This is a genomic window from Mesorhizobium sp. M0491, assembly GCF_040321265.1.
Classification (GTDB): Bacteria; Pseudomonadota; Alphaproteobacteria; order Rhizobiales; family Rhizobiaceae; genus Mesorhizobium.
The window spans coordinates 172,012-194,614 of the sequence record NZ_JAMYRE010000004.1 but is presented as its reverse complement, the minus strand read 5'-3'; the positions used below and the strand labels follow the sequence as shown (position 1 = coordinate 194,614).

Below are 22,603 nucleotides of genomic sequence, written 5' to 3'. Positions count from 1 at the left end.
GTCCGCCAGAATCGCCAGATCACGGCGCGATATCCCGTTCTAAGCAGCGTACAGGATCGAAAGGCGCTCTCGCATGCCAAGGTGACTGAAGCTTGGCGATCCCTGCTGTCCGACGCTGTGCCGTCAATTGTCTACCCGGACCATCGTATCCTTTTCCGCTAATACGGGAGAGCGTCACTCACCCAAAACCAATTGTCATGACTGTCATTCTGATAAAAACATCCGCGAACCCGCGTCGTTTACTGCTGATGCCTACGATATCCATTTCGTGCTTGATTGATATTCGAATTTTCTTCTAAATCCATAACCAAACATTATGGGGCTTGCCTTGAATTTTCGCCAACTGGAGTCCTTTCGTGCCGTAATGTCGTATGGCTCTGTGACGCGAGCGGCTGAGGCCATGCGGATCTCGCAACCAGCCGTCAGCAGGCTCATCTCGGATCTTGAAGCAACTTTGGGGCTTCGTCTTTTTGAACGAAAACATGGACGTCTTAGACCCACTTCGGAAGCCCATCTTCTATTCCAGGAATCGAACACGGCCTTCTCGGGTCTTGCGCGACTTAGAGAAGCTGCAACATCGCTGAGAGAGCTTAAGCGGGGGCGGATACGGATCGCCTCAGAAACGGTCTATTCGGAAGGTTTTGTGCCGCATTTGGCCGCCGCTTATCATCTAAAACACAAAGAAGTTCGTATGGAGCTGGATACCGGACCGTCATCGCACATTCCCGGTTGGATTGCGGAAACATGGTATGACTTGGGATTAGTGGTACTGCCTGTTCCGCAAACAGAGATATCAGTGCGATTTCTTCGGCGTCAGAGCGCGTTATGTGCTGTGCCCCTCGACCACATGCTTTCCGAAAAGTCCGTGATCAAGATAGAAGAGTTTGCCGGCGAACGTTTTATTGCCGCTGTTGCCACTACACCCTTCCGAGTGTTCGTTGATCGTGCCTTCAAGAATGCCGGGATTGAAGTGGACGTTCGATTGGAAGCCCGTACCCAACACGGAATTCTTACCCTTGTCGGGGCGGGAGCTGGCATCGCCTTAGTGGATCCTTGTGTTGCTGTGGGCGAGGGCTGCGAAAGTGTCAAATTCATCCCAGTTGATCCCGCAATCCACTGGGACATCGCCCTTGTACTTCCAAAGGTTCGCCTTCCATCGCTCATCTGTCTGGACTTCGTGGAATATATTACTAAAAACGCCGAAAAGTATTTCAGCGGCTAACACTACTTTGGCAGATTAGGTTTGAGGGCGTGTGCGAGCAGCTTCTGACAGTGAGGACATCTGCGGGGTGGCGAGCGCGTGAAGAGGTCGAGAATGGCTTGTCTAACAGCTGGCATGCTCGGTTGTGGCGGTGGTCCGCCGACTCTTTTTTTTCCGTCCCGCTGCCTTGAGGCGGCGGGCTTGGAGAAAGGCGTAGGCGATCATGGTCATCAAGGCGTGTCGATGTAATCCACTCCAGGATCGGCCTTCGAAGTGGTCGAGGCCGAGTTCCTCCTTCAATTGCTGATGTGCCTGCTCACAGATCCACCTCGCCTTGATCGTGGCGGCGAGCATCTTGAGGCTGGCATCGGCTGGTAAGTTCGACACATAGTATTTTTGCTCGCCGCTCGAGCGGCGTTCGCCGACGAGCCAGACTTCGTCGCCTGGCATGCATTGCATGCGATTGTCGAGCATCCGGTGCTTATGACCATCCGCAACGCGGACACGGCGAGCCGCGAACAAACATGTCAGCCGACCTTTAGTGCCGCGCCGCCAGCTTATCTTGTGCCATCTCTCACCAGACAGCATCATCTCGGCGGAGACGGGCGGCTGGTCCGGGATGTGATATTGGCGGCGCCTGCCGGTGGTCGCGACCGGGAAGATCAGATCAACATCGGCCGGATAGACGTTTTGGCGCCGCGATAGTCCTACCGCCCATCGCAGACCGCGCTCACTCAAAGCCTGACGAAAAGAGCTGCTCGACCCCTAGCCCGCGTCGGCAAGCACGCAGCCGAAACGCACGCCGGAGGCGATGACACGATCGATCTCTTCGATGGCGATCTCCGGCTTTGTCAGAGCGACCTGTCGATCCTTCGGGATGCGCGCCCGCATCATCCGCTCGGGATCATTCGTCCAGGTGTCGGGCAGGAAGAGCCGAAGGCCCATGGCAAGACGTCCAATTGCCAGTCACTGGTGTCGGTGACCCTGGCCTCGCGCGAAGTGCCGGTGATGGTGGCCTTGAGGTCCTTGTCGAGGCCTCGGCTGTGGTTGAACTGCGGGTCATAGCACGGACTGCACTTAGGCGCGCCGTGACGCCGTTTGCCTGTTGCGGATCCACGCCGTTTCCGCCGATCCGGGTCCCATCCGCCCCTGGCCTCCAATTGTAGCCGCCTGTGACCAGGCGATTGAAGCAGACGGAAGCATATGTCCGACCGGCGAACGTCTCGAACCCGGTGGGAAATCGGCGCTCGCTCCCCACTGTTCATCACGATCACCGCCTATGTCCGAGGAAACAGCAGGCACTGACCTTGCAGTGTCCGATGTGACCAGGCGACGCGCACCTTCTGGACAAGGTGGTGATCGCCGCCGCTGGTATGAGTGGCGCGGTGAACTGCGGCAGGAAGGCCAGGGGGGTTCGCGGCACTATTCGATCTGCATTGTCTCCTGCGGTCGTCGACAGCACCCTTCTCTCTCGACCCCGGCTATATTGAGGACGCTATCGGCGGAGACACGACAACGGCCTGATCCACACCCGCGAGGTCGTTCACGAGTTCAAGGTCACTCAATGGATAGGAGCAACAAGGGAGGATATAGCCAGCCGCCTTGTCGCGCCGGCTGATGCCACCTTGGTCGTGCATGTCCACTTGGCCGCTCATTAGACGGACTCGGCAGGCGCCGCAAGAACCTTCACCACAGCCGGTCGGAATACGCAGCCCACTCGCGGCTGCGGCGGCAACGATCGACTGCCCTGGCTTGGCGGGGAAATTCTTTCCCCTAAAACCGATCATCAAATCTTTGCCGGAAGGAACCGGCGCTGATGCAAGTTCTGAACTCTCGTGCATGAGCGGTGCCGGGCACCATGCCCTTTCGACAGGCGTGGGAACAGACAGATTGACTTGGGAGAGCCTTCCCACAGGACGAACAGCGGGCATGGCAATCTGTCGTCGACCCGAGACGTGCTCTGCGCCGCCAAAAGTCTCAGTTACGAACGCGTCTTCGACCCCGCCTTCTGCAAGATAGATCGCGCGCGTCGCCTTCATCACAGGCTCGGGGCCGCAGCAGAACGCGACGCGCCGCGCCATGTCAGGCACGATTCCGCGCAGCATCGGCCGGCTGATTCGTCCCGACAAACCCGTCCATTTTTCGTCCGGCCGAGACAAGCAGAGATGAACAGAGAGGTTGGGCATGGCATCTGCCATGGCATTGATCTCGTCGCCGAAAAGCTCATCGGCGCGTGAGCGCGCCAGCTGGACCAATGCTATATCCAGCGTGTCTGCACGCACCCGAAGCCAGCGCAGCATCGAGATTATCGGCGTCATACCGCTACCTGCGCCCACCAGCAACAGAGGAGCCTTTGGCGCATGCACAAGACTGAAGCGTCCAAATGGGCCACGTGCGGCGAGCGTATCGCCGATACGCAGATATTTGTGCATCCAGAGCGTCGCTTGCGCCTGCCCACCAGTCTTGATGGTCAGTTCGATGCGGTTGCCGCCCGTGCCGCCAGACGCGATTGTGAAGCTGCGCTGGAATAGATTGCTTCCTGAAAGCAAAGTAAGTGTCAGCGACTGGCCCGGATGATGTCGGAATATCTCCCTATCTTGGCGGATGGTATCAAAGACGTAGGTTGTGACGTTCGCCGTCTCCGCGCGCCGATCAACAAGCCCAAGACGCAGATCGTCCGGTTCGAAAACGGGCACGCCGGGCTTGGGAAAGGCCCGCGGTGCAAGGCTCGCGTGTTGCGCCATAGGTGGTTTACTCCGCCGCCATCAGACAGTGCCGCGGTCCGTCGAACTGGTTAGATAGCTGTTGGCGGTACCACTTGATGAAGTTCAGCACCATGAACTCGGCCACTTCGGAGTAGCGACCGGGCTCGTAACCAGCGGCCTTGATGCCCTTGTGATTCTCCTCGGCGAGCACGCGATCCTGGTCGTTGGTGACCCGCCATACTTCTGAAAGCTGCTCGGGCTCGTAGTCCCACCCTTCGACCGCGTCTTCGTGGACCAGCCATAGCGTCCGCACCTCGGTACGATCGGGCCCGAGCGGTAGAACGCGGAAAACAATGACGTGATCGGACAGGAAATGGTTCCAGTTGTTCGGCACATGGAACATACGCACCGATCCAAGGTCGGGATCTGTCAGTTCGCCTAGCAGCTTGCGGCAGCCAAGTTGACCGTCCATCGTCATAGAAACGGCGCCCTTACGAAAAGGCAGCCGGATGCAGCGAAACTCGAGGCCGCCATCAACCGGCGCATGTGGCAGGCCGAGCGCATCCCAGTCGCGCGCCTTCTGCTGCATGATCTCGAACTCTTCACCGAAGCGCGCGTCTTCCGGCAATGCCATTTCGACTAAGGAAGCCAGGAGTTCGGGATGCGCACCACCGCAATGATAGCATTCGCGGTTATTTTCGATCACGAGCTTCCAGTTCGCTTCCTCGACGATCACCGACTCGTGGGCGATCTTGGTGCGGCGCGGCTCATGCGGCGAGATGTATGGCGAGACGACTTTCCTGAAGGATTCGAAGTCCGGCGCCTCGTCGGCCAAGCAGATATAGACTAGCCCTTCCAGTGTCTGGACGTGGACCGACTTGAGGGGAAATTTGGACGGATCGAAGTCCTCGCTCATATAGCGTGTCGCAAGCAGCGTGCCGTCCAGATCGTAAGTCCACTGGTGATAGGGGCAAACCAGGCGCGCCTTGTTGCCGCGATGCTCGCTGCACAGGCGTGAGCCGCGATGACGGCAGGAATTGTGGAAGGCACGCAACTCGCCCTCTTGAGCCCTGAGGATGACGACGGGTGTGGTGTCGATCTGCACGGTGACGAAATCTCCCGGATCGGGGAGCTCGCATTCGGGCGCGACGAACAGCCACTCCTTGAAGAAAACCGCCTCGACGTCCGCCCGGTGGATATCCGGATCGCTATAGAACTCCTGCGGCAACGAATAGCCGTCAGCACAGCGCGCTAGCGCTTCGCGGGTCTTCTGTTCATGGCCGGCTGCCTGTGGGCTGCTCATCGGAGTACCTCGCAACGGAAAGACGTCCCTTCCAGTTGCCAATTTCGAAACGAAGCGGTGTTGGAAAAACGTCAGCCGATCGCAACTTCGCGTAGGACTGAATGGCTCGAGGTGGTTGGCGTTCATGGCATATACGGGTGCTGGCGGTCGTCCGAAACGTCAAATCTGCCGCCAACGATGACGCTGCCACCTACAGATGCGTGGAGTTTGCCTAGTTGTTCACCCACAAATGGTCGGCCTGTCTGGGGCAAGACACAGCGTGCGGGGAAGAATTCCACGACGCGGATATCCTCAGGACTATCGTCATGCCGCCGATCCGCCGCTGCCGGTTTTCTCGCGCGGACTGACGTTTATCCGACATTCAGCGTGTCATAGCTGGATGATCATGCCAAACATACACAGGCGAAGAGCAGCTGGCTGACAAACCGGAGATGATCAACCATGGCGTTCCCTACGGCGGCCCCGTACCTCGTTATCGGCGCTGGCATTCACGGCCTTTCGACGGCCTACCACCTTGCACTGACGCTCAAGCGCAGCCGGAAAGGAAGCGGAAGCGACATCCTTGTCATCGACAAGAGCGGAATCGCCGCGGGTGCATCGGGTATTGCCTGCGGCGTCGTTCGCAACAACTACTTCCAGCCCGCCATGCGCGAGCTGATGGCCCATTCTGTTAGTGTCTGGGAAAGCGACGCGGAGGCTTACCAGTACAACGCCGTCGGCTACATGCAGATCAGCTCGGAATCGATGCGCGATGACGTTCGTTCTATCTACGAGCAGCAGAAGGCAATCGGCTATGAATCCGTCTTCGTGGAAGGCGCCAAAGAGTCCGACGCCTATATGAAGGACTTGTTCTCCGACTGGCAGGCGAAGAATATCACCTCGGTGCTGCACGAGAAGAAGGGTGGCTACGCTCACAACGCTGCCGCCATCTATGCGCTGGCAAAGAAGGCCGAGAACGAAGGCGTGCGGATCCTCAGCGGCGTCACCGTCAAGGGCATGACCTTCGCCAATGGAGCCAGTTCGGCTGTGACCGGCGTCGACACCGATCGCGGACCTATCGCCTGCGACTATCTCGTGGTCGGCGCGGGCCCCTGGGTTCGCGATTTCTGGAAGATGGCCGAATTGCCCGATACTGTTACAATCAAGAGCAAGGACGGCGAGCTGCATGACGGAATTCCGATGTGGCGCTTCTGGCAGCTCGAGGAAGGCGTGCTTGGTGTCGAACCGGACGCATTCAAAACCAATGACGGCAAGATGCCGCCGGTGATGCATGTCGATACTGACGCTCCACTATATTCCGCCGTCGATTGCAGTATCATCACCGAGAGCATGTGGGGCATCTATTACAAACCCGATTTCAATTTCGGCGGCATCCAGGGCGGTGCGATGCCCTACAAGGTCGGCACACCAGTCGATCAGGTCCAGATCGATCCTTATGGCCCAGCCTCGCCAGAATTTGTTTCAAGCCCTGAATTCGCGCATATGTGGGTGTCGGCGCTGGCGCACTGCCACAAGCGCTTTGAAGGCACAATGCCTCAATATCACAAGGAGCCCTCGGGAGGCATCGGTTGCTTCACGCCTGACAGCTTCCCGGTCTTCGAAGCGTTTCGTGAGAACGTCTACATGATCGCAGACTCCAACCACGGCTACAAGATGATCGGAGTCGGCGCGTTGGTCGCGGAAGAGGTGATCGGGAACAAATCCTCGCTGCTCAAGCCGTTCCGTCTGGGCCGCTACGCGGTGGGGGAACTTCACCCTGTCTCGAACAGTCCGTATCCTTGGAGCTGACCCATACTCAGTCTAAGCCGAGTACTTTTCTCCTTCGTTGATCGGGGAGACGATGCCGATCACCGATGACGGCATGGAAGAATATCCTCAGCGCGTCGAGTTCATGTTGCTCGACGGCTTCTCTATGATGTCCGTGACCAGCGCCATCGAGCCGCTACGGGCCGCGAACCGGTTGCTTGGCTTTGAGGCCTATCGCTGGAGTTTCTCGTCGGAAGACGGCGCGGCGGCAAATGCATCGAATGGCATTTCTGTCAATGTCGATGAGCGCTTGGGCCTATCGAAGCAGCCCGCCTATCTTTTTGTCTGCGCCGGCATGTCGCTTGTCGCAAAAGATCAGACGCGCCTCAACGTCATTCTGAACCGGCGCTCACGCGAAGGATGCCGGATGGGGGCGCTGTCCATGGGGGCCGTCTTTCTTGCTCGAGCCAATTTGCTAAACGATGCACGGTGCACGCTCCATTGGGAGGGGCAGCCGGCCTTCCGCGAGGAGTTTCCCTACATTCAGCTCAGCAACGAACTCTACGTCATCGACAAGAACCGTTACACCTGCGCAGGCGGAACGGCGGGGCTCGATTTGATGCTTCACATCATCGCCCAGGACCATGGCGATCTTCTCGCCCGCTCCATTGCCAATCAGTTTCAAGTTGATCGGATCCGAACCGGAAGTGTCGAACAGCGCTCGGGTAGCTCGGTGCGCCTGGACACATTGCCGCCGCAGCTCGGCCAAGCCGCGGGCCTGATGATACAGAACTTCGAAGACCCGCTCAGCAACACTGAGATCGCGCGAAAGGTCGGGTTGAGCGTACGGAATCTCGAAAGGATGTTTCGGCGCTATACGGGCCAGACTCCCGCACGGTACTACAAGACCCTGCGTCTGGAACAAGCGAGGGATCTGCTTCTCCATACCAGCCTGGCCAATATAGACATCGCGATCGCGACGGGCTTCTGTACCAGCTCCTACTTCTCCGCCTGCTATAGGGAACACTTCGGGCATTCACCGTCGGGTGAACGTCAGCGCGATGCAGCGCGCTTCGAAAAGGATGGCGGCCGCGTCAAGTAGGCACCAAGCACACGATGAATGAAGCCGACGGGCTCACGACAGCTTGGAGGCAACGTCAAGCGGGTGTCTTGGCAATCGCGAATTGAATGTTACTTATGAGCACGTGCAAATGCGACTTCTTGCAGAATCGTTATGAATTTCTTCATCCGCAGCAGCCAACAGGCTAGGAAAATATAGCATCTAGATTGCACTTGGTCGGCAGATGATGCGCTGCATCGATTTCCTTAGCATAGTGAAAGGATGGCTCGGAATGAGGCGATGTGGCCTAAGTGCGGCGGAGCTCGCCGATGGCAGGTTTACGGGGGTACGACGACTCTCGTCGCGAACGAGCAGGTGCGCGGATTATCGAAGACGTGAAGCATGGGCGTATGCCGGCTTCATTCGTGTCGATACGGCCTCCCAACTGTTCATTATGACGCTGCGGCATGAGCGTTCGGGCTTATTTCTGACAATGCAAAACCGGCGAACTCCGCTCTTCGCAGATTGGCGAGCAATTTGTGACATACTGGCTAACGGCATCGTAGCTCGTCATCGATCTTGATCAGAGCTCGTACTCCCGACGTCTCATAGCCGGACGCCTCTCCTGCGTTGGCGAAATCCCATAATGCTGCCGGTAAGCGCGGGCGAAATGCGCATTGTTGGAGAAGCCGGTCGCCAACGCCACCTCAGTGACTGGAAGCGCGGTCTGGCGAAGAAGATCGACCGCTTTGGACAGTCGCAATTTCCGGTAGAATTGCATGACCGACTGATCGAGCTGCGTCTTGCACAGCCGTTCCAGCTGCCGCTCGCCGATACCGGATAGTGTGGCGAGCTGGGGCAGACTCATGGGATCGGCGATGTGATCTTCCATCAAGGCGATCATGGCGATGAGTGCTGGATGGTGCACGCCATATTTGGACGTTGCATCCAGGCGCTGAGGATTTTCCGCCGGGCGCAGGCTGGTATGGATGAACCAGTCGCTCACTTCGCGCGCCAGGTTTGCACCGTGATGGGCGGCAATCAAAGCGTGCATCATGTCTAAGGGTGCCGAGCCGCCCGCGCAGGTGAAACGGTCGCGGTCAATCACGAACAGCCGCCGCTCCATCAACGCATCGGGCGCGCGGGCGCGAAGCGCATCATAATGCTTCCAGTGGATGGTGAAACGGCGCCTCTCTAAGAGGCCTGCTTTGTGCAGGATGGCGGCCCCACCCGAAATTCCGCCGAGTGCCACGCCCTGCGCGGAGAGTCTCCGCAGAAAGCCTGACAGTCGTTCGGCATCGACGCTGAGCGGATCGCCTCCCGCGACCACAAACATGATATCGAGCTCCGGCGCGGGTTCACCGATCGGCGCGGTATCAAACCAGCTGCCGACCGAAGACCGAGCCTTGCCACCACGATCGGAAAACAGAAGCAACTCGTATAGCGTTCGCCCGGTCAGCAGGTTGGCCGCGCGCAGGGGTTCGACGGCGGCGGCAGCCGACATTAACGCATAGCCGTCGCACAGAAAGAAGCCGAAGTGACGGGGGTGGTGGGACGATCGCATGTCCCGAAAAGTACACTATGTGTCTAGTTTAGATAGGCACGATTTGAACGATCATGCGATTAAGGCGAACGCAATGATGTTGCCGAAAGTGTTCTTATGCGTTTCTCAGCGCTTCGTGTTATCAGCGAAACCCTCACCGGCCATAAGGGCTGGCGTCCGCTCTGGCGCAATCCCGAGCCGCAATCCGTCTATGATTACGTGATCGTCGGCGGCGGCGGGCACGGTCTGGCGACGGCCTACTACCTTGCGAACACGTTCAAGCAGTCGCGCATCGCCGTGCTCGAAAAGGGCTGGCTCGGCTCCGGCAATATCGGGCGCAACACCACCATCATCCGCTCGAACTACCTGCTTCCCGGCAACGAGGCCTTCTACGAATTCTCGATGAAGCTCTGGGAAAATCTGGAGCAGGAATTCAACTTCAACGCGATGGTCAGCCAGCGCGGCGTGGTCAACCTGTTCCATACCGACGGCCAGCGCGACGCCTATCGCCGGCGCGGCAATGCGGCGATTCTGGCGGGTGCGGATGCCGAGCTTCTGGAGCGCGACGCGCTGCACGCGATGATCCCGTTCCTGAACTTCGACAATGCGCGCTTTCCGGTGAAAGGCGGCCTCCTGCAGCGCCGCGGCGGCACCGCGCGCCATGACGGCGTCGCCTGGGGATATGCGCGAGGTGCCGACCGGGAGGGCGTCGATCTGATCCAGAACTGCGAGGTCACGGGCTTCCGCATCGAGAACGGCCAGGTAAAGGGCGTCGAGACCTCGCGTGGCACTATCGGCGCGAAGAAGGTCGGCGTTGCCGTCGCAGGTTCCACCAGCCGCGTGATGGCGCAGGCGGGGATGGGGCAGTTGCCGATCGAGAGCCATGTGCTGCAGGCTTTCGTGTCCGAGGGACTGAAGCCGACCATTCCGGGCGTCATCACCTTTGGCGCAGGGCACTTCTATATTAGCCAGTCCGACAAAGGCGGCCTCGTCTTCGGCGGCGACATTGACGGCTACAATTCCTATGCGCAACGCGGCAATCTGCCGACAATCGAGGATGTCGCCGAAGGCGGCATGGCAGTGATGCCGCTGATCGGGCGCGCGCGGCTCCTACGCATGTGGGGCGGAATCATGGACATGTCGATGGACGGCTCGCCGATCATCGACCGCACGCCGATCGACGGGCTCTATCTCAATGCCGGTTGGTGCTATGGCGGCTTCAAGGCGACACCCGCTTCGGGCTACGCCTTCGCCCATCTGCTTGCCACCGACCGCCCCCACGAAACCGCTGCCGCCTACCGGCTGGACCGGTTCGCGCGGGGCTATGTGATCGACGAAAAGGGCGCGGGCGCCCAGCCGAACTTGCATTGAGGCCAGCCTTATGCTGATCCCCCATCCTTTGCTCAACCTGCGCGATGCGCATGAGTTTTCCTATCTCGGCGATGTTTCGCTGCTCGACCGCCCTGACGGCATGGCGGAGAACGCAGCGGACGCGTTCTTTCCTTACGTCTACCTGCGCGACAACCCGGCGGGCGTGCACCGCGAATTGTGGTTCCATGAACAGGGCGACCGGTCCTGGCTCGTGGTGACGCGCAATACGGTGACGCACGAGATCTTGGGCGCGGAACTCGCCCGTGACGTCGCGCTTCGCAACCGGACCCCGCGCGGTGGGGGAGACGCAGCATGAGACTATCCGGCGGCCTGATCGACCGCAGCCGCATGCTGCGTTTCACCTTCGACGGCAAGAGCTATGCCGGCCACCCCGGCGACACGCTCGCTTCGGCCTTGCTGGCCAACGATGTGCGGCTGATGGGCCGCTCGTTCAAATATCACCGTCCGCGCGGGCTAATCGCAGCGGGCTCCGAGGAGCCCAACGCGCTGGTGGAGTTGCGCAGCGGCGCGCGGCGCGAGCCCAACACACGCGCCACGATGGCCGAGCTGTTCGACGGGCTTGAAGCGCAGAGCCAGAACCGCTGGCCTTCGCTGCGCTTCGACGGCATGGCGGTTAACGACCTTTTCGCCAATTTCCTCACGGCAGGCTTCTACTACAAGACCTTCATGTGGCCACGCGCCTTCTGGGAAAAGCTCTACGAGCCGGCGATCCGCCGCGCGGCGGGTTTGGGCAGCTTGTCGATGGAAGCCGATCCCGACCCTTACGACAAGGGCTTCCTGCACTGCGACCTGCTCGTGGTAGGCGCAGGCGCGGCAGGCCTTGCCGCAGCGCTGACCGCCGCGCGGGCCGGGGCCCAAGTCATCCTTGCCGATGAGGACTATCACCTCGGGGGGCGGCTGCTGGCCGAGAGCCATTCGCTGGACGACCGGCCCGCCACGGAATGGATCGCGACACTCGAAGCCGAGTTCGCGTGCCTCCCCAACCTGCGCATTCTTCGCCGCACCACAGTGTTCGGCTCGTTCGATCATGGCATTTACGGCGCGGTCGAGCGCGTTTCGGATCACCGCGCCGATCCCGGTATCCAGCCCCGCCAGACGCTTTGGCGCATCACGGCGAAGCACACGGTGCTCGCGGCAGGCGCCACCGAGCGGCATATCCCGTTCATGGACAATGACCGGCCCGGCATAATGCTGGGTGGCGCGTTGCGCGCCTATGCCAATCGCTGGGCGGTCAGCCCCGCCCGGCGCGTTGCGATCTTCACCAACAATGATGACGGCCACCAGACAGCGCTCGACCTTCTCGCCCGCGGTGTCGAGATCGCGGCGGTGGTGGATGCGCGCGCCGACGCGCAGGCGAAAGGTCAGTATCGCGTGATCAGCGACGCGGTGGTCAGCGGCTCTAAGGGGCGGCTGGGCCTGCAATCAATCGAAGTCACACGTGGCGGCAACACGGAATGGATCGCGTGCGGAGCGCTGGGCGTGTCAGGCGGCTGGAACCCGAACGTGCATCTCGCCTCGCATCAGCGCGGCCGTCCGGTCTGGAACGAGTCGCAGCAGACCTTTCTGCCGCCTACCGAGCTGCCCGGAGGCATGATCGTTGCCGGTGCGGCAGCGGGCCGGGGCACGACTCATGCGGCACTTTTGTCAGGCGCGGAAGCTGCTGTCCGTACCCTGAACGAAATTGCCATCGCCGCCACGCTGCCCGAACTGCCCGCTGCGGAAGACGCGCCTGCAAACCTGCGCCCGCTCTGGCATGTACCGGGCAAGCACCGGGCCTGGATCGACTTCCAGAACGATGTGACGGTCAAGGACGTCAAGCTTTCGCACCAGGAGAACATGCGCTCGGTCGAGCATCTCAAGCGCTGGACCACGCTCGGCATGGCGACCGACCAAGGCAAGACGGCCAATGTCACCGCCCTAGCCGTGATGGCCGAAATGACCGGCAAGGGGATCGCCGAAACCGGCACCACCATCTTCCGCCCGCCTTACACGCCGGTCTCGATCTCGGTTCTCGGCGGCGGCGACACGGGAGCGCATTTCCGCCCGCGCCGTCTGACGCCCAGCCATCAATGGGCAACGTCCCAGGGTGCCGTCTTTGTGGAAGTTGGTCAGTGGATGCGCGCGCAATATTTCGTGCGGCTTGGCGAGACCCACTGGCGGCAGTCGGTCGACCGCGAGGTGCTGGCGACGCGCAAGGGCGTCGGCATTTGTGACGTGACCACGCTCGGCAAAGTCGATTTGCAGGGCGCGGACGCGGCCGAATTCCTCGACCGTCTCTATTGCAACGCCATGGAGAGCCTGAGGCCCGGCATGGTCCGCTATGGCCTCATGCTGCGCGAAGACGGGCAGGCCTGGGACGACGGCACCTGCGCGCGCCTAGGCGAGACCCATTATGTGGTGACGACCACCACTGCCAATGCCGGCACTGTCTTCCGTCACATGGAGTTCGCACGGCAATGCCTATGGCCGGAACTCGACGTGCAGCTGATCTCCACCACCGATGCCTGGGCGCAGTTTTCGGTGGCCGGACCCAATGCGCGCAAGCTGCTCGAACGCATGGTGGATGGGTTCGATCTCTCGAACGAGGCCTTCCCATTCATGGCCTGCGCGAACCTGTCGGTTTGCGGGGGTTTGCGCGCGCGGCTTTTCCGCATCTCGTTCTCCGGCGAACTGGCTTACGAGATCGCGGTGCCCGCGCGCTACGGAAACGCCTTGATGGCCCGTCTCGTGGAACTGGGACAGGATCTGGGCGCGACCCCTTACGGCACTGAGGCGCTCGGCGTGCTTCGCATCGAAAAGGGCCACGCCGCCGGCAACGAGCTGAACGGCCAGACCACGGCGCAGATGCTGGGCATGGGCCGCATGGTCTCGGCCAAGAAGGATTCCGTCGGCGCGCTGATGTCGCGGCGCGAAGGCTTGCTTGCCGACACGCGCGTATTGATAGGACTCCAGCCGGTAGACCCGTCCGAGCCCGTCGTGGCCGGATCGCACCTCTTCGCGGAAGGGGCGACGCAAGAATCAGCAACCGATCAGGGCTGGATCACCTCGGCCTGCTTCTCCCCGCATGTCGGCTCGAGCATCGGCCTGGGCTTCCTCGAGGAGGGCGCGGCGCGCCAGGGCGAGGTGATCGTCGCGGCCAATCCGATTCAGAATCAGAGCGTCCGCCTGCGCGTCGTTTCCGCCCACTTCGTCGATCCGGAAGGAGAGCGTCTGCGTGCCTGACCTCAAGCCCATCACCGCGCTTGGCGGCGACAAGCCAGGCCGTCTCCGCCACGGCGCACTCGACCTCGAAGAAAATAGCGGACTGGCGCTTGCCGCGGTAGCCCTGCGCCGTGGTAGGCCCAAACCCGCGCCTTTCGGCCTGGACCTGCCCGGACCCGGGGCCTGGACACCATCGGGCGGGGTCGCAGCCTTCTGGACCGGCCCCGACCAGTGGATGATCGAAGGGCTGGACCGAGCGGACAGGGACTTCACCGCGGAAGTGATGAACTTTTGTCCAGATTGCTCCGTTACGGAACAGACCGACGGCTTCGTCGCTTTCGAGCTCCGCTCGCCCTCAGGTGAGGCGCCGATCCTTCAGCTGATGGCGAAGCTCGTGAACATCGACCCGACCCGTTTCCTGTCCGGCTCGGCGACGCGCACCGGCCTGGAACATATGAGCGTGTTCGTGATCCGGCGCACCGCCCAACACATCGCGATCCTGGGCTTGCGTTCGGCGGCCGGCTCGATCTGGCATGCGCTTGAAAGGCACATCCTGCGCCTCGAAGACAGAAAATCATGAGCGCGCATCTGATCGACGGAAAGGCCTTTGCCGCCCGCCTGCGCGAGAAGGTTGCCGCTTCCGTTGCCATACTGAAGGCGGAACAGGGCATCGTGCCGGGACTGGCGGTGGTGCTGGTGGGAAACGATCTGGCCAGCGCCGTTTACGTCCGCAACAAGGGCGTTCAGACCGTTGCAGCCGGCATGGCGAGTTTCGAGCACAAGCTGCCCGCTGAAGCGGCCGAAGTGGAGCTGCTGGCGCTGATCGCGCAGCTGAATGCCGACCCGGCGGTTCACGTCATTCTGGTGCAGCTGCCGCTGCCCCGCATATCGATGCCGATGCGGTCATCAACGCGATCCATCCCGCCAAGGATATCGACGGCTTCCACGTCACCAATGTCGGCCTCCTGGCAACCGGCCAGCGCTCGATGAGCCCTTGCACGCCGCTCGGCTGCCTGATGCTTCTGCGTGAGCATTTCGGCAATCTGGCCGGCCGTAACGCCGTGGTGGTCGGGCGCTCCAATATCGTCGGCAAGCCGATGGCCCAGCCTCTGCCGCGCGAAAGCTGCACCGTGACGATCGCCCATAGCCGGACTGAAAACCTTGCCGCGATCTGCCGTCAGGCCGACATTCTGGTTGCCGCAGTGGGGCGGAGAGATGATCACCGGCGATTTCATCAAGCCGGGTGCGGTGGTGATCGATGTCGGTATCAACCAGATCGAGCGGGAAGACCGGGTGCGGCTCGTGGGCGATGTGCGGCGCGACAGCGCCTGCGGGATCGCCGGCGTCCTGACGCCCGTGCCGGGTGGCGTCGGACCGATGACGATCGCTTGTCTTCTTGCGAACACCCTGACCGCCTGCTGCCGCATCACGGGCTGGAAGACCCCGAAGGATGATCGACACGGCGTGTCCTTTCATGAGTGCTCTCGCATCTCTCTTGTCCGCGATGGCCGGACCTATTTCTTTCTGGATGGCGCCATGAGCAAGTATATTATGACCGTGACATGCACCAGCCGACGCGGCATCGTCGCCGCCTTGGCGGGCTTTCTCGCTAAGAACGGCTGCAACATCAATGACAGCGCACAGTACGACGATCCCGAAACCGATCGCTTCTTCATGCGGATGAGTTTCATCAGCGAGGAGGGGCGTGGCCTGGAAGAACTGCGAGAAGGCCTTGCCGAGGTGGCAAATGACTTCGACATGAACTTCGACATTCACGACGCCCAAGCGAAGATGAAGGTCGTCCTGATGGTGTCGCGCTTCGGTCACTGCCTGAATGACCTGCTCTACCGCTGGCGCATCGGCGCCCTGCCCATCGACATCGTTGCCGTCATCTCCAACCACCTCGACTACCAGAAGGTGGTCGTCAACCACGACCTGCCTTTCCACCATGTGCCCGTCACTAAAGCCAACAAGCCGCAGGCCGAAGCCCGAATCATGGAGATTGTAGAGGAGACGCGCGCCGACCTCATCGTGCTCGCGCGCTACATGCAGGTCTTATCGGATGCGATGTGCCAGAAGATGTCGGGTCGCATCATCAACATCCACCACTCGTTTCTGCCTTCGTTCAAAGGGGCCAACCCCTACAAGCAGGCCTTCAAGCGCGGGGTAAAGCTGATCGGCGCCACCGCGCACTATGTGACGGCTGACTTGGATGAAGGTCCGATCATCGAGCAGGATGTGGCCCGCATTACCCATGCGCAGAGCTCAGCCGATTATGTGTCGATCGGACGTGACGTGGAAGCGCAGGTACTGGCCCGCAGCATGCATGCGCATATCCAGCACCGCACCTTCCTCAACGGCGACCGGACCGTAGTTTTCCCGCCATCGCCCGGCGCACATGCTTCCGAGCGGATGGGGTGAAGGGCTTTAGTCGGCGAGTGCGAGTGCTGAACAGAGTGAGCGGCGGGACCAACTCGCGGCCGTAATACCAAGAGTCATGGGGTTTGACCGACATGGGCCCATTGGCGCATCCCGATTGATGTGATGGTCTCGGAAGCTGCGAGGAGTTTCTGCCAGGCGTCGCAGGCCACAGCGATGATATCTTCATAGCTGTCGAAGACACGGTTGGAGAGCCAGTTCTGGCGCATATACTGCCAGACGTTCTCGCGCGCGACGGCAGGAAGATCGGGGTGATGTTGTCCGGTATGCTGAGGTTTGCGGTGGTGTGCCATCCGGCGCGATCCATGACGAGTACGGCATGGGCGCGCCCTTCTCGACATGGCGGCTGATCTCGTTGATATGGAGTTGCATGGCCTCGGTACCGGCAAACGGCAGTGCGAGAGCCGCCCCGGTACCACGTGCTGGGCAGATGGCGCCGAACAGGTAGGCGCTCTTGTAGCGCTGGTCGGCCGGCTGTCGCGGCCGCGTGCCGCGTCTGGCCCACTGCCGTACAATCCCGTTCTTCTGGCCGATCCTTGCTTCGTCCTGGAACCAGGCCTCCACCTTCGTGCGCGGCGGCAAGTCGCAAAGATGCGCCTTCAGCGTGCGAGGCCAGCTTTTTTTGAATTCCTTGATGATATGGGCATCCTGCGCCGGATGACGCGGTCGCACACTCATGTGGGAGAAGCCGAGCTTGTGCAGCAGCTTCCCGACATAGCGCGCGTCATAATCAACGCCGAAGCGGTCCTTTTCTTCAGGTCGATCCGCCGCCGGCGAACGACGCCATCGACGGCACGATCCGGGCCCTTCTCCACAAGCGCGGCCAGTTCGCCCTGCTGCAATCAGGCAACCTCACGATTGCGTTGAATCAGTTTAAGAGCTGATTGGGCGTTGGTCCCGCGCCACCGTAACGATTTTGTGGTGCTCGCCCTTCGAGGGCCCGCATGAGACCTGCGGCGTTGCGGTGGCCGGAAGCCGCAGACGGGCTACAGGAAGATGCGCCACGGACACTTCGGCCAAGATGGGTCCAGAGCGCCGATTGATGAGCATCCCGTGAGGGCTCCCGGCACCGGGCACCATACTCCAGTTCTGTGAGGTGCATCCATACCATTTTCGTCGGCCTCGATTGGGGCGGATCGAGCCATGCCGTTTGTATCGTCGACACTGCCGGCAAGATCCTTGACCACTTCAGCGTCGCCCATGATCGGGACGGCCTTGCCGATCTCGTTGCCCGCTTGCGCCGGCATGGGCCACCCGGCGAGACGCCGGTTGCCATCGAGCGGCCCAGCGGGCTTCTTGTCGACGTGCTGGTCGAAGCCGGCTTCGTCGTCACGCCAATCCATCCCAATGTCGTCAAGGCGTGCCGGCCTCGTTATCGCGCCGTTGCCGCCAAGAGCGATCCCGGGGATGCCTACATTCTCGCCGACATCCTGCGCACTGATGGACCGGCTGGCGCCACTCAAGCCGCAGTCCGACGCTATCAAGGCACTGCGCGCGCTGGTGCGTGGCCGTGACGATCTCGTCGCAACAAGACTCGTCCTCACCAACCAGTTGCGTGCCCTGCTCGAAAGTTTCTGGCCTGGCGCCGCCGGCGTGTTCGCCGACATCGCCAGCCCGATTGCGCTGGCCTTCATCCAACGCTACTCGACGCCCGAAAGCGCCAGCCGCCTGGGCGAGAAGCGCATGGCCGCCTTCCTCGCCCAGAACCAGTATTGCATGGGCAGAATGAACCCGAGCTGGCAAACCACGCAGTGCGCGTTCGGCGGCATTGTTCGAGAGACAGACACGCCCATCCTCTAGGAAGAGGGTGAAGGCAGACCAGCGTTTCAGCAGGTAGTCGAAGGCCTTGGCGAGATCATCGTTGCCCGACAGCTTGGCGCGCTCACCCTTCATCCACGCTTCCAGATCCAGGACCAGTGGCGATCCTGACGAACCGCCTTTCGGACCTCCGCGCTTTGACCATTAATTTCGCGCTCGATGTCGAACAGGGCATCGATCCGTTGCATCGTTTCCAACGCGATCGGCGACAAGACGACCGGCTTCTTGCCCTGGCGCTCTTCGGCGCGCATTCGCCTCGACGTCGGCCATCGTATAAAAGGGCCGGCTCGCATGGACCCAGCTGGCTGCCAAACCCCACGAGGCCTACAAGGCGGACTTGCTCGGGCTTGCTCGGATGCGTACGCTGTAAGCGTCTAAACGCCTAGGGTCAACGGCAATTCGAGCATCGCTTAAGATGTCCTCCGACCTTCAAGTCAAATCTGATTTAATTTTACTGTAACTAAGTTCAAAAAATATAAACTGAAGCTTAACACACTCTGACTTCCCACATTTACGAATCGCTATTATCTTATCTTCCGGCAAGTTAGACCGAAATGGCAACCATGTAACGCGGAGCGTCTCCGGTTTATTTGCCGAGAATTTAAAGCGGGACGCGGGTCTGAGACGAATCCTTGTTGATCCCGGTCGTACGGATCAAGTCGAGAGATGGACATACGTCTCTGCGGGATAGAGCGCTGGGCCACCTCCAGCCATCTCACTGGAGGCTTTGTCTGGCGCTGCCACGTAGGCCACCCGATCTTCGAGGAGCGCGAGGAACTCGGATGCGTCATGATCGTCAATGACGGGGCAAATAGCATGGACCTTGAGTGCCTTCACCTATTCGATCGTCATAGCCCACCTAGCGGCGAGGTACAGGTTGTACTTTCAGCCGCGGACGCTCGTGCGCCTATTAAATCCTTTTCACACCCATCTGCCTGCAGCCGCGCAGACAGCAAAGACCGCGCAGCAGCAATCTTAAAGGCGGTGGTGACATCAAAGGGCCGCCATCCAATTACCCCAGTGCGCGCTACGACATTACAGTGTGTGGCCTTACACGCTCGGGGCATGCTCGACCCGACGGACTGCACGAACTGGCTCGTGTCACATGCTCGAACGGTTTCGTTATCACGAGCACTCGCAAGATCTATACAGCGGCCAGATGCCCGGTTTGCCGCATGATCTGGACGCTCCCCACGCCGTCGCTGCTCAACAGAATGATCTGGGCGCGCCAGAAGGTGCTTCTGTGGTGCATTGCGGTCCCGGATCAGCGCACTCACGCGCTGGCAATCAATCGACGAAATGGTAAGGGATATTCCTGTGCGCATGCGCCAGACTCGCATGCGCACTGCCCAAGGGGAACCCCCAATCGGACTCTTCTGTTGGGCGTCAACCACTAGATCTCCGACCTGCGACCGAACACAGCCATCTTGCACCCAGATGATCGGCAGCGACAATCGATATTTGACGAACAGGGGGAGGCGCACATACCACGCACTTCAAATTCAATTACATGCCCTAGGAGGCCGCAATGGAGTCGCATACCGAAAGCTGTCTTGGAATTCTGGGCTTGGAACCTGGTTTGCCGGCCGGCATGACACCGCCGGCGCCGCCGTCCGGCGCGCTGTGTAGTTCAGCTACTTTCGACTTCCCCGTAATATCGGAAACCGTCGAAGGAGCTTGGGCCGATGTTGTGATGCACGGCGATCCTGAGCTCGAGTCTGCCTTTGTTGCGGCAGCGCGGAGGCTCGTAGAGCGAGGCGCAGTCGTAATCACATCGAGCTGCGGCTCTGCTGTCCGATATCAGGCAGCCGTGGCTGCGGCGGTAACTGTCCCGGTAGTAATGTCCAGCCTGCTCTTGGTGCCGGCGCTGCTCCGCCAATTGCCGCCGGCAACGAAACTCGCTGTAGTGACGGCAGATTCTCGAGTGTTTCGAGATGATTTACTTGGACTTAGTGATCCGGAGGAGCGGGCGCAGATAGTCATAGGCGGCATCGAAGGCGGTAAGATGTTAGAAAACGAGTATATGCGTCCGCCACAACCGACCGATATCGTCGATATCGAGAACGATGTGGCTGCTTGCGTCGCCCGGCTCCGCGCAGCACATCCGGGAATCGCTGCGCTACTGTTCACTTGCACTGGATTCCCGCCGATAACGCCGGCGATCCGTCGGATGACAGGGCTCCCTATCTACGACATCACAACTATATGTCGGATGACGCTTGAGTCCGTTGGCGCCTAACCTTATCGGCGCTTCAAGTTGTTCAGGTTTTCTCAAGATTCGTTGATATGAGGCAATCTATGCGCATCGCATGCATTGGCACAGGGACCGTAGGCGCGAGCTGGGTGGCGTTGTTCATCACTGGCACGCATGAGGTGACCGCATGGGATCCGGCACCGGGTTGGCAAGATCGTCTATTGGCAGCCCTCGACCGCTATGAGCCGCAATTGCGAGAGCTAAATATACCGACTGTACGTACACGCCTTCGACTTTGCGCCAGTTTGAGTGAGGCGGTGGCCGAGGCAGAGCTCATTCAGGAAAATGCCCCGGAACAGATAGATCTCAAACGAGCGCTGGTGCGGGAAATTGCCTGTCTAGCGCCGCTCGATTCGATTATCGCCTCCTCCACATCAGGACTTTTGCCAGCCGATATCGCTAGAGGCATTCCCAATCCGGGTCGCCTCCTCGTAGCACATCCTTTTTCCCCCCCGCACCTGATCCCGGCCATGGAGATCGTCGGCACACCTGAAATGCCGACTGAAAGACTTGAAGCTGCGGTCGAATTCTACCGCAGCATCGGAAAACAACCAGTTCTGATGTCTCGTGCTATTGCGGGTTTTATTGGCAATCGCCTGCAGGCCGCGATGTGGCGCGAGGGGTTCCACATGATCGCGGCCGGCGAGGCTACGATGGAAGAGATCGACAACATCATTAAGGGCGGACCTGGTCTCCGCTGGGGTATCAATGGCCCATGTGAGGGACAATTGGATTGGATAGATCCGGAGGCCTCAGGCGAGATAGATGAAGAAAGGTGGTCGATCCTGATGCAGACTGACTGGAGCCGCCTGGCCGGTCCGCCGCTGACCGATGCACTGCGCGACATCCTTCGTCCGCAACTCTTGGCAGCGAGGGCAAAGAAGCTCACCGGCGACGCATGGGAGGATCGGCTAGTTGCAGTGCGACGTGCCGTCGGGAATATCTGAGGTTCAGACCGCCTTGAATCGCTATACGCACCAATATGCGTATAGGGCACAGCATTCTGATAGGGCGTAGTCTTGTATTATGACTTTCCAGGCCGTTATCGGGGAGGGCCCGGATCGGGCGGAAGGGGATGGATCGGAGTTATTTAAGCTAGGTAGCAGGCTTCTCTGATTGGGGTCGGTGAGGTCAAGCTTTTCCTGTCTTTTCCGGACGATGTCGCCCCGTTGGTCCCTCGCTTCTCTTCGCGGTCGGCGCCGGGCCGCCGCATGATGGGGGGCAGGAGAGCGAGGCGTCTCAATCTGTTGAGCAACCTTGGGAGAATCTATCCAGGATCTAGCCTGCCACGAGATCGCCTTGCCCATCGTCCCAACGGGAACGATCACCCTCTCGGGTAAATCACTGTCTGTATGTTCCTCTTCGTTTATCTGTTGTCCTATTTCATGCCGACGCAGGGCCGCCGGCTTCCTCGCCTGTCCGACTTTTCCGACACCCGCACTTCACCAACCGTTTCGTGATAAAGCCGCCGCTCCGGCCGCGGCCCCGAACGGCCCACCCTGCGGTCCGTTGCGCAATAAGCGCATCGCATGCTTGCGGTGAAAGCCGCTCACCGCCACGAACTCATCGAGAATGTGCGAATTCCCTGGCCGGTCGCTTCGGGCGTAGCGCTCCGTTACCGCGCTCACCAGCTCATCCCGCGTCGCCATGCTGACCTGCCTCATCCGATTTGCTCCTGCCACACAAATGCGGGGAGCAAAGGTCCCGGCTCCGGATTTGCCAAAATCTTCCTCAATGACGCGCAAGCGTTCATGCGGCCAGCCGAGAGCGACCGCGCGATCGACAAGACGGCACTGCAACTCCGTGCTTTCCTGATGATGCCGCACCTGGTTCACGGAGGACTGGCGGACGTAAATGTAAGCGAGCTTTCCGCGATGCAGTAGTGACGCACTCGTCCGGTCTATTCGATGCACTCAACATGCCGATCCGCCGCTGTCGGCA

The 22,603-nt window shown here is 60.3% G+C and carries 17 protein-coding genes and 5 pseudogenes; 15 read left to right on the top strand and 7 right to left on the bottom strand.

Translation table 11 applies throughout. The annotated features are described in order from the left end of the window. Positions 1-328: 328 nt before the first annotated feature. Entirely contained in the window at positions 329-1,222 is an 894-nt protein-coding gene (locus tag NKI69_RS06570; protein ID WP_352720560.1) for a LysR substrate-binding domain-containing protein, read from the top strand. 102 nt (positions 1,223-1,324) lie between these two features. Here NKI69_RS06570 and NKI69_RS06565 read toward each other — a convergent pair. The 3 genes and pseudogenes from NKI69_RS06565 to NKI69_RS06555 all read right to left on the bottom strand — a co-directional run. After that, a pseudogene (locus tag NKI69_RS06565) lies at positions 1,325-2,146 on the bottom strand (IS701 family transposase); the annotation flags it as partial. A 536-nt stretch (positions 2,147-2,682) separates the two neighbouring features. Continuing rightward, positions 2,683-3,945, bottom strand: a complete 1,263-nt coding sequence (locus tag NKI69_RS06560) for a flavin reductase family protein (RefSeq protein ID WP_352720558.1) — start codon at positions 3,943-3,945, stop codon at positions 2,683-2,685. A gap of 7 nt (positions 3,946-3,952) precedes the next feature. Continuing rightward, positions 3,953-5,209, bottom strand: coding sequence for an aromatic ring-hydroxylating oxygenase subunit alpha (locus NKI69_RS06555; RefSeq protein WP_352720556.1), 1,257 nt, complete (start codon positions 5,207-5,209; stop codon positions 3,953-3,955). A gap of 441 nt (positions 5,210-5,650) precedes the next feature. On the opposite strand from NKI69_RS06555, the gene NKI69_RS06550 reads away from it, so the two are divergent. After that, positions 5,651-6,997 (top strand): NAD(P)/FAD-dependent oxidoreductase, encoded by a 1,347-nt coding sequence (locus NKI69_RS06550; protein ID WP_352720554.1) that lies wholly within the window; start codon positions 5,651-5,653, stop codon positions 6,995-6,997. 52 nt (positions 6,998-7,049) lie between these two features. After that, complete coding sequence (locus NKI69_RS06545; RefSeq protein WP_352720552.1) at positions 7,050-8,057, top strand: GlxA family transcriptional regulator; 1,008 nt, start codon at positions 7,050-7,052, stop codon at positions 8,055-8,057. A gap of 541 nt (positions 8,058-8,598) precedes the next feature. Here the strand turns inward: NKI69_RS06545 and NKI69_RS06540 are convergent. After that, the gene (locus NKI69_RS06540) at positions 8,599-9,519 is read right to left on the bottom strand and encodes a GlxA family transcriptional regulator (protein WP_352720550.1); all 921 of its coding nucleotides are present in this window, start codon (positions 9,517-9,519) and stop codon (positions 8,599-8,601) included. Between the two features lie 156 nt (positions 9,520-9,675). On the opposite strand from NKI69_RS06540, the gene NKI69_RS06535 reads away from it, so the two are divergent. The 7 genes and pseudogenes from NKI69_RS06535 to purU all read left to right on the top strand — a co-directional run bounded on the left by NKI69_RS06535 (position 9,676) and on the right by purU (position 16,572). Next, positions 9,676-10,929 carry a sarcosine oxidase subunit beta family protein gene (locus NKI69_RS06535; RefSeq protein ID WP_352720548.1) on the top strand — a complete coding sequence of 418 codons (1,254 nt, stop codon included), beginning with the start codon at positions 9,676-9,678 and terminating at the stop codon, positions 10,927-10,929. 10 nt (positions 10,930-10,939) lie between these two features. Beyond that, positions 10,940-11,245 carry a sarcosine oxidase subunit delta gene (locus NKI69_RS06530; RefSeq protein ID WP_352720546.1) on the top strand — a complete coding sequence of 102 codons (306 nt, stop codon included), beginning with the start codon at positions 10,940-10,942 and terminating at the stop codon, positions 11,243-11,245. Then, positions 11,242-14,172, top strand: a complete 2,931-nt coding sequence (locus NKI69_RS06525) for a sarcosine oxidase subunit alpha family protein (protein WP_352720544.1) — start codon at positions 11,242-11,244, stop codon at positions 14,170-14,172. Before NKI69_RS06530 ends, NKI69_RS06525 begins: the two co-directional genes overlap by 4 nt. Then, positions 14,165-14,731 carry a sarcosine oxidase subunit gamma gene (locus tag NKI69_RS06520; RefSeq protein WP_352720542.1) on the top strand — a complete coding sequence of 189 codons (567 nt, stop codon included), beginning with the start codon at positions 14,165-14,167 and terminating at the stop codon, positions 14,729-14,731. The genes NKI69_RS06525 and NKI69_RS06520 overlap by 8 nt, the downstream gene beginning before the upstream one ends. After that, complete coding sequence (locus NKI69_RS06515) at positions 14,728-15,141, top strand: tetrahydrofolate dehydrogenase/cyclohydrolase catalytic domain-containing protein (protein WP_352720540.1); 414 nt, start codon at positions 14,728-14,730, stop codon at positions 15,139-15,141. The genes NKI69_RS06520 and NKI69_RS06515 overlap by 4 nt, the downstream gene beginning before the upstream one ends. After that, a pseudogene (locus NKI69_RS06510) lies at positions 15,138-15,513 on the top strand (bifunctional methylenetetrahydrofolate dehydrogenase/methenyltetrahydrofolate cyclohydrolase); the annotation flags it as partial. The gene NKI69_RS06515 and the pseudogene NKI69_RS06510, both read left to right, overlap by 4 nt. A 174-nt stretch (positions 15,514-15,687) precedes the next feature. Next, positions 15,688-16,572 carry a formyltetrahydrofolate deformylase gene (purU, locus tag NKI69_RS06505; protein ID WP_352720738.1) on the top strand — a complete coding sequence of 295 codons (885 nt, stop codon included), beginning with the start codon at positions 15,688-15,690 and terminating at the stop codon, positions 16,570-16,572. Positions 16,573-16,646: 74 nt separating this feature from the next. Here the strand turns inward: purU and NKI69_RS06500 are convergent. Then, positions 16,647-17,429: pseudogene (locus tag NKI69_RS06500) on the bottom strand (IS630 family transposase); the annotation flags it as partial. A gap of 252 nt (positions 17,430-17,681) precedes the next feature. Here NKI69_RS06500 and NKI69_RS06495 point away from each other — a divergent pair. Both NKI69_RS06495 and NKI69_RS06490 read left to right on the top strand, forming a co-directional pair. Then, positions 17,682-18,104, top strand: a complete 423-nt coding sequence (locus tag NKI69_RS06495) for an IS110 family transposase (RefSeq protein WP_352720538.1) — start codon at positions 17,682-17,684, stop codon at positions 18,102-18,104. Next, a complete protein-coding gene (locus tag NKI69_RS06490; RefSeq protein ID WP_352720536.1) occupies positions 17,998-18,390 on the top strand; it encodes an IS110 family transposase in 393 nt (130 codons plus the stop codon). Before NKI69_RS06495 ends, NKI69_RS06490 begins: the two co-directional genes overlap by 107 nt. Here NKI69_RS06490 and NKI69_RS06485 read toward each other — a convergent pair. Both NKI69_RS06485 and NKI69_RS06480 read right to left on the bottom strand, forming a co-directional pair. Beyond that, positions 18,331-18,717 (bottom strand): annotated as a pseudogene (locus NKI69_RS06485) (IS66 family transposase); the annotation flags it as partial. The gene NKI69_RS06490 and the pseudogene NKI69_RS06485 sit on opposite strands and share 60 nt — an antisense overlap. Positions 18,718-19,570: 853 nt before the next feature. After that, positions 19,571-19,733 (bottom strand): annotated as a pseudogene (locus tag NKI69_RS06480) (IS630 family transposase); the annotation flags it as partial. Between the two features lie 203 nt (positions 19,734-19,936). Here NKI69_RS06480 and NKI69_RS06475 point away from each other — a divergent pair. The 3 genes from NKI69_RS06475 to NKI69_RS06465 all read left to right on the top strand — a co-directional run bounded on the left by NKI69_RS06475 (position 19,937) and on the right by NKI69_RS06465 (position 22,545). Then, positions 19,937-20,647 carry an aspartate/glutamate racemase family protein gene (locus NKI69_RS06475; RefSeq protein WP_352720534.1) on the top strand — a complete coding sequence of 237 codons (711 nt, stop codon included), beginning with the start codon at positions 19,937-19,939 and terminating at the stop codon, positions 20,645-20,647. 47 nt (positions 20,648-20,694) lie between these two features. Next, positions 20,695-21,609 carry a 3-hydroxyacyl-CoA dehydrogenase NAD-binding domain-containing protein gene (locus NKI69_RS06470; RefSeq protein WP_352720532.1) on the top strand — a complete coding sequence of 305 codons (915 nt, stop codon included), beginning with the start codon at positions 20,695-20,697 and terminating at the stop codon, positions 21,607-21,609. A 582-nt stretch (positions 21,610-22,191) separates the two neighbouring features. After that, a complete protein-coding gene (locus NKI69_RS06465) occupies positions 22,192-22,545 on the top strand; it encodes a hypothetical protein (protein ID WP_352720530.1) in 354 nt (117 codons plus the stop codon). Positions 22,546-22,603: the final 58 nt, after the last annotated feature.

What these genes read in the sequence shown, in the direction of transcription:
- NKI69_RS06475 (WP_352720534.1), top strand. Translation starts at nt 19,937, where the DNA reads ATGGAGTCGCATACCGAAAGCTGTCTTGGAATTCTGGGCTTGGAACCT.
- NKI69_RS06545 (WP_352720552.1), top strand. Translation starts at nt 7,050, where the DNA reads ATGCCGATCACCGATGACGGCATGGAAGAATATCCTCAGCGCGTCGAG.
- NKI69_RS06515 (WP_352720540.1), top strand. Translation starts at nt 14,728, where the DNA reads ATGAGCGCGCATCTGATCGACGGAAAGGCCTTTGCCGCCCGCCTGCGC.
- NKI69_RS06525 (WP_352720544.1), top strand. Translation starts at nt 11,242, where the DNA reads ATGAGACTATCCGGCGGCCTGATCGACCGCAGCCGCATGCTGCGTTTC.
- NKI69_RS06470 (WP_352720532.1), top strand. Translation starts at nt 20,695, where the DNA reads ATGAGGCAATCTATGCGCATCGCATGCATTGGCACAGGGACCGTAGGC.
- NKI69_RS06530 (WP_352720546.1), top strand. Translation starts at nt 10,940, where the DNA reads ATGCTGATCCCCCATCCTTTGCTCAACCTGCGCGATGCGCATGAGTTT.
- NKI69_RS06550 (WP_352720554.1), top strand. Translation starts at nt 5,651, where the DNA reads ATGGCGTTCCCTACGGCGGCCCCGTACCTCGTTATCGGCGCTGGCATT.
- NKI69_RS06465 (WP_352720530.1), top strand. Translation starts at nt 22,192, where the DNA reads ATGCTTGCGGTGAAAGCCGCTCACCGCCACGAACTCATCGAGAATGTG.
- purU (WP_352720738.1), top strand. Translation starts at nt 15,688, where the DNA reads ATGAGCAAGTATATTATGACCGTGACATGCACCAGCCGACGCGGCATC.
- NKI69_RS06540 (WP_352720550.1), bottom strand. Translation starts at nt 9,519, where the DNA reads ATGTCGGCTGCCGCCGCCGTCGAACCCCTGCGCGCGGCCAACCTGCTG.
- NKI69_RS06490 (WP_352720536.1), top strand. Translation starts at nt 17,998, where the DNA reads ATGCCTACATTCTCGCCGACATCCTGCGCACTGATGGACCGGCTGGCG.
- NKI69_RS06535 (WP_352720548.1), top strand. Translation starts at nt 9,676, where the DNA reads ATGCGTTTCTCAGCGCTTCGTGTTATCAGCGAAACCCTCACCGGCCAT.
- NKI69_RS06555 (WP_352720556.1), bottom strand. Translation starts at nt 5,209, where the DNA reads ATGAGCAGCCCACAGGCAGCCGGCCATGAACAGAAGACCCGCGAAGCG.
- NKI69_RS06560 (WP_352720558.1), bottom strand. Translation starts at nt 3,945, where the DNA reads ATGGCGCAACACGCGAGCCTTGCACCGCGGGCCTTTCCCAAGCCCGGC.